The following is an 11658-nucleotide window of genomic DNA, read 5'->3' on the forward strand; positions in this document are numbered from 1 at the left end:
TTAACGCCGCCGCCCCCGGCAGTGTTTCCTCCGGTCCTCCCCCAAACTCGCAAGCCGTTGGAAAGCTACATGAATCCGTACAGAATACAAATGTGATCGAAGTCACGTAACGGGATCTTAACGGCGTCAATGGCCTGTGCCGGGCGGCAGCATGCTGCAAACCGGGTTGCTCCGGCGGTCCAGCCGGGTTAAGGGAGTGTTTGTTGCGGCGCCGCAAATTGAGCTGAATTCAACGGCACACACACCTCAACCCCATTAAACCTGATCGTCACTGACGCGACTAACTGGCGCGATTTCGCTCGAACGCCATCGGGATAGAGATTGGGACTAGAACGTTATGAACCTTAGGCAGCTTCATATTTCCCGTCGCACCATCGCCGTCTGCGTGGCGGTGGCCGGCACGGTGTCGCTGGCGATTGGTGCCCACGCCGCGCTCAACAAGCGGACACCCGATGTTGCCAGGGAGACTGTCGCCGGAGCCGTTACCGCCGGGCAGACCGGCAGCATTGCGGCCGGCACTTCCCGTCTCGCGCTGGTCATCGGCAACGGCCATTACCCGGACGCTGCGGCGCCTTTGGCCCAGCCGATCAACGATGCCCGCACCCTGTCGTCGGCGCTGCGCCGCGAAGGCTTTGACGTCGACGTGGTCGAGGACGCGACCAAGGACGACATGTTCCGCGCGGTCGAGCGCATGAAGGCCAAAATCCGGCCCGACACCGTCGTGATGCTGTTCTTCGGCGGCTACGGCGTGCAGGTCGGCCGCGAGAGCTACATGATCCCGGTCGATGCCACGATCTGGAAGGAAGCCGACGTCAAGCGCACCGGCGTCAGCGTCGAGTCGGTGCTCGATGCGATGAAAGAGCGTGGCGCCAAGGCCAAGCTCGTCGTGCTCGATGCCTCGCGCCGCAATCCCTATGAGCGCCGCTTCCGTGCGTTCTCGCACGGCCTCGCCCCGATCAGCCCGCCGGAGAATACGATCGTGCTGACTTCGGCGACGCCGGGCAAGGTCGCCGACGATTCCAAGGCGCCGAACAGCGTGCTGGTCTCCGAGCTCATCAACAACCTCAACGCCCAGGCCGGGGCCGAGACCGCCTTCAACAAGACCCGCGTCGCGATCTCCCGCGCCTCTGAAGGCGAGCAGGTGCCGAGCGTGTCGTCCTCGCTGCTGGAAGACATCAAGCTCGGCGGCTGAGCCAAGCTCTTCCCCCACGTAAAGCCGGGACCCATGGGCTGCGTTGTTGAAGCGCGCTGTGGCCACAGCTCTTCAAGACAATTCGCATTCGTGGTTGGGTCCCGGGTCGCGCTTCCGCCTTCGCTCGATGAGCTACGGCGGACAAGTCGCTTGCCCGGGACGACGGTGTGGATGCAGCGCTGGCTACTTCGCGTCCGCGCTGGCGCCCACCGGCCTCACCGGATCGCCCTCGCGCAGCAGCGCGCCGGCGCGGGCGACGACGATGTCGCCTTCCTGGATGCCGTCGCGGATCTCGACCTGGCCGGCCGACATCAACCCGGTCTCGACCCGTCGCGTCTCGACGCGGCCGCCGCGCACCACCTGCACCACGGTGCCGGCGGTGGAATAGAGGATCGCGGTCAGCGGCACCGCGACGCCGCAGCTCTGCCCGGTCGTGATCTGCGCCCGCCCGGACGAATTCACCAGCAGCCGCTTATTAGACGTGATGCCGACGAACACTTGGCCGAGCTGGCTGTTCGGCTCGATGGTCGGCGCGATCGTTCGCACCTTGCCGTCCATGTCGCCGGCGCCGATGATCTTCAGCCGCGCGGTCTGCTCGGTCTTCAGCTTGGCGATGTCGCGGGTCGGCACCATGCCGACCAGGTCGTATTCGTTTCTGGCGATGATCGAGAACAGCGCATCCTTGCCGGATGCCGGCGCGCCGACGATCGCCGTTGACGCCGATATCGTCCCCGCCACCGGCGCCGTGAGGTTGATCGCGTTGGCGCCGTCGGTTAGCCGCGCCAGCACCTGGCCGGCGGTGACGGTGTCGCCGGGATCGGCCTTCACCTCCGCCACCTTCAGCCCGAACCGATCGGGCCGGATCTGCTGCTCGTCGCGCGGCAGCACGATGCCCGAGACCTCGACGATATTGCCGAAGCAGAATTTCGAGGCCTTCAGCACCGTCACCGCCGCGCCCTTCGGCACCGCGTCGGCCTCGCCCGCGGCAAGCGCGGGAGATGCCGCGAGCAGAAGCAGCGCGACGACAATCGACGGTCCGTAGGATGGGTAGAGCCAACGGGTCCGCGCAACGCGCGGCCCGATGATAAACTCCGCGAAACCCATGAATCGCTCGAGCCTCAAACTCATCTGCAAACTATTCCCAAAATGAGGGCCTCCTGAATACCAGATGCGGCCTCGCCGAGCCAGCCGCGCTGCGCCGCGGCGGCAACCGTATCGGTAGGTGCGGCACACGCGGCGAGCTCAAGCTTTGCCAGCTCCTCGGCACGCCAGATGTGCCGCAGGATCTCCGGATTGACCCGCTCGGCATGCGTCACCGGCAGCATGTGGCCGGCCGCCGGCAGATGCCGCACCTCGGCGCCATCAATGATCGCGGCGAGTTTTGCGACAATGCGCTGCGTCACATAGGGCGACAGCCCGCCCGACACCAGCAGCGTCGGCACCCTCAACGCGGCCGCGGCGGCTGCCACGCCGTCGAGATCGAGCGCGGCGTTGAAATCGTAAGGCAGCTTGTCGGCCTGCTCGATCATCCGCAGCCGCCCGCTCGGCGAGAACTGCTCGCGCGGGCCGGAGCCGGCCCAGAACGCGGTGAACGCTTCGACCGCCTCAAGCACCGCGCCGTCGAAAACATCCTGCGACACCACCTGCGCGATCCGCGCGAAGCGGTCGTACAGCCGCACGTCGGCGCCCCCCTCGCGCAGCAACGTCGGCAACACGGGCTCGATTAGCGTCAGGCTGCGGATGCGCTGCGCATAAGGCGATGCCGTCGCCAGCCGAAACGCGATCGCCCCGCCATAGGAATGCCCGATCAGATGGATCGGCCCCCTGGCCTTGGCGAGCCAGGGCTCGAGCCGCGCGATCTCGCCATCCAGCGTCCGCGGCCAGTCGCGCCCGCAGGCGGCGACGCCATATCCGGAAATATCCGGCGCCATGAACGGCGTGCCACTGAGCGCGCCCGCAAGCTTCGTCCATTGCCGTCCCGACCCCAGCGAGCAGTGCAACGCCACCACCGACGCCGCCGCGTGCGTCCCGTCCAAACCTGTCATCAAACCCATTCCTCGCGTGTTCTCACGCACGCGCAGTTCCGCGCGCCCGTCATGACGCGAGCGAGGTGGGGGAGGGGTTATTCCTGGAAACGAAGGCAGAGGTCGCGATCGTGATCACGGGGACAACCAGATTCACCGGATGGTGATTTGAGGCTCGCGGGAGTTCGCGGAAATGCAAGCAATTTCGCAACAATTGCTATCTTCTAGCCGCTTACATTATTCTGAGTATCAGAATTTGCCTTGACATCCAAACTCGGCGCCCGGCCTTCCCTGCGCCCGCTCACGATCAATGAGGGTGAGTTGATCGCATCCCTCGGGCGCAACGCGCCGCGAGATCGCGAACGCATATCCCCTCCGCTGTTTGACAATGTTGATCGGGACCTAATGCGATTCGGTCATGCTGCCGCTCGTCATGTGGAGAAGGCCGTATCGCGGCCGTCTCGAAGCACGATGGCCACCAGCGGGGCCGTGCATCCTTCGAGGCTCGCTGCGCTCGCACCTCCAGCGACAAAGGCGAAGCCTTTGCGCGGGGATGACGGAATTGATACCGTCATTGCGAGGAGCGATAGCGACGAAGCAATCCATCGTTCCGTGCGCGAGGTGGGATCGATTGCTTCGCTTCGCTCGGAATGACGGCGGTCATTGCAGCAGCCACAGCGCAGCGTCAGCGCACGATGCGCTTCACGCGCGCTTTCTTCTTGGCGGCGGGTTGTGCCGGCGCCAGCTCGGCTTCGGCCGCAGCCTTGGCCTCGCGCGCTTCGCGCAGCGCCCGCAGGCGCTCCATGTTCTTGCGGATCGCGGCTCCGTCGCGCTCGACCTCGGCGATGGCGCGCGCGCCTTCCTCGGCAGCCAGGCGCTGGCGGTCGGCCCTGGCGAGGCTCGCGGGCGATGGCGTGGGCTTCCTGGCGGTCATTGGCATTCTCTCCAAGGCATCATCCCTCTGCGAACGCTTCGCGTCTGTTGCACGGAACGGCGCGATGCAGCGTGCTTTGGGATCACGCGCAGCAAGACATGCTAAAACCCGCCCAATCCGGGTGGATCGAGCGGGCAGCAACGTCATCCCAGTACATCCGTGGAATGACGAACCGGCATGATCGCGACAAACGCGGAACGCGTTTGCGCGGAAATCACGCCGAAGCAAAAAGCTCAGACGATCTGAAGATTCTCGGCGCTGGTCTTGCCGCGCATCTTGTCGGTCTTCAGCTCGAACGAGACCTTCTGGCCTTCAGCCAGGCCAGTCAGACCGGCACGCTCGACTGCGCTGATGTGAACGAACACATCCTTGCTGCCATCGCTCGGCTCGATGAAACCAAAGCCCTTCTGACCGTTGAACCACTTCACAGTACCTGTCGCCATCTTCTCTTCTCCAAAATGCGCATCTGCGCATGTGTTGCGCAGAATCGCGCGCCATCCATTCAACTGACGATGTCTTTGGAGGAGGGCCGTTCTGACCATTCAACAAGGCGCAACGGCTAATCGAATGGCGGGTACTATACACACTTTCCGCGCGAATGCAAGGTTCCGACGGTAGTGGGTTCCCGCCGGTAGACGGGGCCGCCAGTCTCTCCCCGTCATTGCGAGCGGAGCGAAGCAATTCATTCCACCGCGCATGCGGAAAGATGGATTGCTTCGTCGCTTCGCTCCTCGCAATAACGTGGAGAGCGGCGCGGATCACTCCGCCGCCGCTTCCGCTGACGGCTCGCCCTTCCAGCGCAAAATCTCCGCGGCGAGGATCGGGTGATTGAAACCCTTCAGCACGAGGTCGTCGATGGCGCGGCCTTCGACGTGCGGTTCGACCATGCCGTAGACGCGGCGGCTCACCACGATCTGGCCGGCCTTGGCCTCGCCGCACAGGCGGGAGGCGAGGTTGGTGACGCTGCCGATCGCGGCATATTCCAGCCGCTGCTCGAAGCCGACCTGGCCGAGCGTGGCATAGCCGAGCGCAATCCCCATGCCGAAGCCGAGGCTGTGCCCGCGGTTGCGCCACTTCTCGGTCAGCGCGCCGATGGTGTCGCGCATCTCGACCGCCATCTTCACGGCGCGCAGCGTGTGGTCCGCGAGTTGGATCGGCGCGTTGAACAGGATCATCACGCCGTCGCCGGCATAGCGGTCGAGCGTGCCCTCGTACTTGAAGATCAGCTTGCCGAGCGCTGCGTGATATTCGCGCAGCACGTTCATCGCCTCTTCCGGCTCGGTCGCCTCGGTGAAGGCGGTGAAGCCGCGCAGGTCGCAGAACACGACCGTGACCTCGCGGCGGTGGCTGTCGAGCAGCCCCTCATGGCCATCGGAGGAGGCGATCAGCTGCGCCACCTGCGGCGCCAGGAAACGCTCGAGCTTGCGGATGCGTTCGATCTCCGTGAGCTGGGTCTCGACGCGTGCCTCCAGCGACTTGTTCCAGTCGGTGAGCTCTTCGGTCTGCTGCCTGAGCTTGTCCGCCTGCTCGCGCACGGTGGCGTTGGCCTGCTCCAGCGCGTGGCTCTTCTGGTCCACCTCGGTGAACAGCCGCGCATTGCGCATCGCCAGCACCGCCTGGTGCGCAAAAGTCTTCATCAGGCCGATCAGGCTCGCGGGAAAATCGCCGGCCGCCTTGCGCAGCACCACCAGCGAACCGAGCACGCCCTGTTGGTCGACCAGCGGCACCACCAGCACCGAGTGGAAGCCGGCGCCGACCACGACATCGCGCAGCGGATGATCGGGACTGGATTCTTGTCCTGACGCGTTTTCTTCACGCGAACCGGTATCCACTTCGCTCGAAAACGCTCTAGTGGCGAGATCGGGGAAGGCCAGCGGCTCGCCCTTGGCCGCGGCTTCGCCGAGCGGGCTGTTCGCGGCGTCAATCGCGCGGTGATGGCCCTCGGCCTCGGCGTCGATGCCGATCGATTGCGTCAGGTTGAACGTGCGCTGTGCGGCGTCATAGCCGTAGATCAGCACGGCGTCGGCATGGGTGATCTCGAGCGCGCGGGCGGCGACCGTCGGCAGCACGGCGTTGAGGTCGAGCGAGGACGCCACCGCGCGGCCGACCTCCTCCAGCACCTTCAGCTCGTTGATCGATTGCGCGAGGTCGCGGGTGCGCTCCTTCACCTTGCCTTCGAGGCCGGAATAGGTCTCGGCAAGCTGCGAGGCCATGCTGTTGAATTGCCCGGCGAGCTCCTCCAGCTCATCCGCGGTCTTCACCTCGATGCGGTGGCCGAAATCGCCGGCCCCTAACCGCCGCGCGCCGGTGCGCAGGGCGGTGATCGGCACCAGCATGCGCCGAGCGAGGATCGTGCCGGCGATGATCGCGACCACGAGGCCGAGCGCGATCAAGAGGGCAATGCGCACCAGCTGGTCGCGGATCGGGGAGAGCGCCTGCGCGGTCGGCTGCTCGACAAAGACGTGCCAGCCGAGGTCCGGCGCTGCTGTCGCAGTCGTCAGCACCGCGTTGCCTTCGACATCCTTGCCGGAGGCGATCCGTCTGCCGCTCGCCGACAGCACCGCCGCGACCTGCGGCAGCGCGGCAAGGTCCTTGCCGACCTCGGGGCCCTTCGACGAGCTCGCCAGCACGCGGCCCTTGGCGTCGACGAGATAGGCATAGGCGGTGCGGCCGACCTGGGAATCGCCGAAATAATCGTTGAGGAAGCGGAGGTCGATCTCGGCGACGGTGACGCCGGCGTTGAAGCCGGAATGCTGCTCGCCGATCGACATATAGGGCCGCTCGTCGCGAAAGTATGCCGGCGCGTAGGCGGTGCCGCGCTCGATCGCCTCGGTGAAGCGGAGGTCGCGGGAGAAGTCGGCGTTGGAGTTCAGTGTGTAGGTCTGGCGCGACAGCCGCAGCACCTCGCGGCCCTGGCCGTTGATCAGGGTGAGCTGGTTCACTGCCGGCACCTGGCCGAGCAGCTGGGCATAATCGGCGCGGCGCAGCTCGATGGTGTTGGAAGACGCGCGGGTCACCCAGGAGATCTGCCGCTCGAGATCGGAAATCGATTGCGCGATGTGCTTGGCGGTGGCGTCCGCCTTCTCGCTCATCGCATCCGTCAGCGTGCTCTTGATGCCGCGGTAGCTGATCCAGGTCTCGAGCGCGCCGTTGACCGCGAGCACGAACACGACGAGGCCGACCAGCGCGAGGACGTATTTGGCGAACAGGCCGCCGCGCAGGAACCAGTTCTTGCCCTTGTCCGTAGCCCCGTTCATCCAGCCTCGTCCGTCCCCCTCCAATCAGTCGGGTGCGCCACTGTATCCGCTGCTGTTTAGCACGGATCGACGGGGCGAGGCGGCCCCTCGGGCCGCATGGTTAGCCCTGCATTCCGGCGGGGGATATGCGGGAATATTCAGCGGTTGAACAGCTGTCGCAGCACGTCGTTCATCGCGGGATTGTCGTGTTGCTCGGCGGTGTCGGCCGGCGGAGGGGAGGGCGGTGGCGTGGCGGCCGGCGGCGCGTCCGGAGTGGGATGGGCGAGGCTGCGGCTCGGCCGGGAGGAGTTGCCCTGATTCAGGGTGGAGAGGCCCTGCTGCAGCAGGTTACCGATGGTGTCGCCGAGCTGCCCGCCGAGCGGGTTGTTCTGGCCGGCGGTCGCACCGCCAGGCGCCTGGCCCGTGCCGGGCTGTGTGGCGGTCCCACCGCCCTGCAGGCCGTTGAGGAGGTTGGTCAGTCCATTCAGACCTTGGCTCAGCCCCTGGCCGTTCGCGCCGAACAAACCCTTGCCCATCTCCTTGAGCTTGGCATAGGCGGCCTGGGGATTGTCGAGGATGCCCTGCATCTCCGGATAGATCCGCGGGGACACCCAGGGCCCCTCGATCATCACGGGGATGCCGAGGCCGACCGGATTGCCGACGCGGCCCTGGCCTTCGGTGGTCATCACGAGCTGCGGCTCGACCCGGAACCCGATCTGGCGGGTGTTGATATCGACGGTGCCGACCCCGCTCATCTTCACCAGCGGGCCGATCAGATTGAGATCGGTGGTCACGGCCTGGCCCTTGTCGAGCTTGAACGAGGCCGAGAGCTGGCTGAGATCGGTCGACAGCTCCTGGCCCTGTTGCCAGCCCGACAGCGTGCTGGTGGTGAGGTTGCGGATCATTTGCGCGACGTTGAGGCCGAGGATCTTGCCGTCCTGGAATACGACGAAGGCGGTGCCGCCGAGATTGCCGACGATCGCGCGCGCGCTCGTGCCTTGCGAGGTCAGCGCGATCTTCGCCTGCATCTTGCCGTCGAGCTTGTCGAATTCGGCGAGGCTCTTCAGCACCGGCAGCGCACGCACGCCGGCGAGATCGAGCCGCAGCGCGTAGCTTGGAGTAGCGCCCCGCGCGTCGATCGTGAGGTCACCATTGGCGGTGCCCTCATAGGCGCCGAGATTGGCGAGCCGGGCCTTCAGCACGCCGCTGTCAACAGATGCATCGATCGCCGCCTGCGCGAAGCGGCCGTCGCCGATCACGAGCTCCGCCGTCGAGATGCGCGCCTGCGCGTCGACATAATTGAGCCCGCCAAGATCGATCGTCGCGTTGCTCCAAATGTTGGTGCCCAATGGCTGCGTCGCATCGGGCTGGCTCGGCGTCAGCGCCATCGTGATGCGCTGGAAGTCGAGATCGAGCTTCACCAGCGGCTTGTTGCTGGCGAAGTCGACCGAGGCCCAGCCGGTGAAGCCGCCATCGCCGAGCGTGCCGGATACGCCGTTGAACATCACCACCGTGCCGTTCAGGCGCACTTCCGCATTCGCCTTGATCGCCGCGGGCAACAGGCCAGGTGCGTCGATGTTGAACTCGGCCGGCACGTTCTGGCGTTCCAGCGGCGCCTGCGGCGCGGTCGCGCGGATCTCGAACTTCAGCGGCTTGCCACTGGCACTCGCACTCCCCATGACGACGATCTTGCGGTCGTTGCCGATGGTCGCATCGGCATTGAGCGTCTCGATCCGGCTCTCGACCCGGTCGCGCACATTGGAGAACACGATGGTGCCGCCGGTGACGCTGACATGCCGGATCGTGAGGCCGCCGCTGCCGGAGGCGGAAGACTTCGCCGGCGGATTATGGTCGCGGGTGCGCTCGCGCTGCAGCGGCAGATTGATCACCGGCTTGACGATCACGAGGTCGGTGACGTCGGGCTGGCCCGACCACAGGCTCGATAGCGTCATCTCGGCTTCGACCCGATCAGCCGCGAACCGGTTGTTGGCCTCGCGCTCCCGCGGATCCTGCAACACGACGTCGCTCAGCGTCAGAGTGGCGGTCGGCCAGAGGCCAATCTTGGCGCCGCCATTGATGCTGAGCGTGTAGCCGGTCTCCCGCTCGACCCGCTCGGTGATGGCCGACGTGAGGAACGAGGACGGGATCCCGACCGCGGCCACCAGCGCGATGATCACGATCACGACAGCGATGGCGGCCCCGGCGAATTTCAGTGCTCTCATCTCGATATTCCAGGCCGGGCAGACAGGGTTCCGCCGCGGAAAGGCACGGCCGATCGCGCAAGATTATCCCGCAAACGGGATCTCGCTCCAACGGCCGGAAAAATAATCCGTTACCAGCATGAACTTATGTGACCTCTCACACACTCTTATGAGGGTGATTGTTGCTAACCGGCGGAGGGGACCGCTCGGATGGATTTGGAAGGCAATACAATGAGCAAACAGGCCGAATTTGCGGTCATTCTGAAAATGAACCCGATGTTCGCCGATCTCGGTGCGGACGAATTGGCGCGGCTTTCGGGTCTCTGCCACACCCAGCAGCTCGCCACCGGCGAGGTGCTGTTCCAGAAAGGCGATCCCGGCGACGCCCTGTTTGGGGTCCGCCGCGGCCAGATGCGCATCGAAACTGGTGCCTCCGACGGCAGCCGGCTCACACTGAACTTCATGGGATCCGGCGACCTGTTCGGCGAAGTCGCCGTCCTCGACGGTCAGGAGCGCACCGCGGATGCGACTGCGGGCGAGCCCACCGAATTGTTCGTCCTGCGGCGGGAGGATTTCCTGGGCTTCCTCGAGCGCGAGCCGAAGGTCGCGGTCCGCCTGATCGAATTGCTGTGCCAGCGCATCCGCTGGCAGAGCGAGCGGATGGAAGAATCTGTGCTGCAACCGTTGCCGGTCCGGCTCGCACGCCGGCTGTGCGCGCTGGCTGAGGATTTCGGTTCCGAGGTGCACATCTCGCAGGAACAGCTCGGCATCTTCGTCGGCGCGGCGCGCGAGAGCGTCAACCGGCAGCTGCAGACCTGGCGCAAGGACGGCATCGTCGACCTGCAGCGCGGGCGGATCATGCTGCACAACATGACCAAGCTGACGGCGGTCGCACGCAACGACTAAACGATTGCATGCAACGCGCGCGCGAGGATCGCCGTCCTCTCGCGCGCCTTGCTTGCGAATGTTGACGCACTCCTGCCTAAAAGACTTGCTTGCATGACGAGGCGGGTATCGCTTTCATCCGCGTGCCGGTCCTTGGGGTGACACCCAGCCTTGCTGGCCTCACGCCATCCACCTGCAAACCCCTGCGGTCTTTCCCGTTGACCGCAGGGGTTTTGCGTTCCGCAGATGCGTGACGCGAATTCGCCTACCTCAACTCCAGTTCGGGATTGGCCCAGCGCAGATACTGGCGCGGCGCGGCGCCGAGTTCGCGCTTGAACATCGCGGCGAACGCGCTCGGGCTGTCATAGCCGACGTCGAGCGCGACGCAGGTGACGGCCTCGCCGGCGCCGAGCCGCGCCAGCGCTTCAAGCAGCCGCACCCGCTGGCGCCAGGCCGCAAAGCTCTGTCCGGTCTCGCGCCGGAACAGACGCGTCAAGGTCCGCCGGCTGAGCTGGATGCGATCGGCCCATTGGTCGAGCGTCAGATCGGAGCTCGGATCGACCAGCACCGCTTCGCAGATCGCGGCGAGCCGCGGATCGGGCGGTACCTGCACGTGCAGCGACACTTCAGGCATCCTGCCGATCTCATCGAGCAGGAAATCGACCAGCCGGCCGTCGCGCCCTTCCGGGTCGTAACGGGTCGGCATATGCACCGCTTCTTCCATCAATGCTTCGACCAGTGCCGAGACCCTGATCAGGCGGCAGGTTGCCGGCGCATTCCGCACGCGATCCGGCGTGACATAGATGGTCTGGATCTCGACCTCACCCCATGCACGCGACTGGTGCGCGACGCCGGCCGGAATCCACAGGCCATGGCCGGGCGGCACGACGAAATGGCCGCGCTCGGTCATCATCGAGGTCACGCCTGCGGTCTGCAGGATGAACTGATCGCGTCGATGCGCGTGTCGCGCGCTCGTGCTTTCGTTCGGATACGAGGCCGCCATGGCGGCGAGCGGCCGTTCGACCTGTTGCAATTGTCCGGCATAATGCGCGGCGGCTACGGGACCGGCTTGCTTGCGGCACACGCGCAAACCGGCGGTGTCATTTCGTCGCGCTGCGACTTTCAAGTGTCGTGAGCTCCTGATCGATCGTCGTTTTCGCAGGGTGCTCATGCATCTTCCGGGCCA

Annotated in this window: 9 protein-coding genes; 2 read left to right on the plus strand and 7 right to left on the minus strand. The window is 65.5% G+C overall.

Translation table 11 applies throughout. The annotated features are described in order from the left end of the window. Positions 1-337: 337 nt before the first annotated feature. The gene (locus tag ACVWW1_RS32170; protein ID WP_456658637.1) at positions 338-1192 is read left to right on the plus strand and encodes a caspase family protein; all 855 of its coding nucleotides are present in this window, start codon (positions 338-340) and stop codon (positions 1190-1192) included. Positions 1193-1375: 183 nt separating this feature from the next. Here the strand turns inward: ACVWW1_RS32170 and ACVWW1_RS32175 are convergent, their stop codons facing one another. From ACVWW1_RS32175 to ACVWW1_RS32200, 6 genes are all read right to left on the minus strand, one after another. After that, complete coding sequence (locus ACVWW1_RS32175) at positions 1376-2296, minus strand: efflux RND transporter periplasmic adaptor subunit (protein WP_456658638.1); 921 nt, start codon at positions 2294-2296, stop codon at positions 1376-1378. A 20-nt stretch (positions 2297-2316) separates the two neighbouring features. Next, the gene (locus tag ACVWW1_RS32180; protein ID WP_456658639.1) at positions 2317-3237 is read right to left on the minus strand and encodes an alpha/beta fold hydrolase; all 921 of its coding nucleotides are present in this window, start codon (positions 3235-3237) and stop codon (positions 2317-2319) included. Between the two features lie 664 nt (positions 3238-3901). Further along, positions 3902-4150 carry a hypothetical protein gene (locus ACVWW1_RS32185; RefSeq protein ID WP_456658640.1) on the minus strand — a complete coding sequence of 83 codons (249 nt, stop codon included), beginning with the start codon at positions 4148-4150 and terminating at the stop codon, positions 3902-3904. Positions 4151-4383: 233 nt separating this feature from the next. Further along, a complete protein-coding gene (locus tag ACVWW1_RS32190; protein ID WP_029084280.1) occupies positions 4384-4593 on the minus strand; it encodes a cold-shock protein in 210 nt (69 codons plus the stop codon). Between the two features lie 315 nt (positions 4594-4908). Then, positions 4909-7407, minus strand: a complete 2499-nt coding sequence (locus tag ACVWW1_RS32195; protein WP_456658641.1) for an adenylate/guanylate cyclase domain-containing protein — start codon at positions 7405-7407, stop codon at positions 4909-4911. 137 nt (positions 7408-7544) lie between these two features. Further along, complete coding sequence (locus ACVWW1_RS32200) at positions 7545-9608, minus strand: AsmA family protein (RefSeq protein ID WP_456658642.1); 2064 nt, start codon at positions 9606-9608, stop codon at positions 7545-7547. A 210-nt stretch (positions 9609-9818) separates the two neighbouring features. Between ACVWW1_RS32200 and ACVWW1_RS32205 the strand changes: the two genes are divergently transcribed. After that, entirely contained in the window at positions 9819-10493 is a 675-nt protein-coding gene (locus ACVWW1_RS32205) for a Crp/Fnr family transcriptional regulator (RefSeq protein WP_176534276.1), read from the plus strand. Between the two features lie 244 nt (positions 10494-10737). On the opposite strand, the gene ACVWW1_RS32210 is transcribed toward ACVWW1_RS32205, so the two are convergent. After that, positions 10738-11556, minus strand: coding sequence for an AraC family transcriptional regulator (locus tag ACVWW1_RS32210; protein ID WP_456658643.1), 819 nt, complete (start codon positions 11554-11556; stop codon positions 10738-10740). Positions 11557-11658: the final 102 nt, after the last annotated feature.

Source organism: Bradyrhizobium sp. JR3.5, assembly GCF_054057015.1.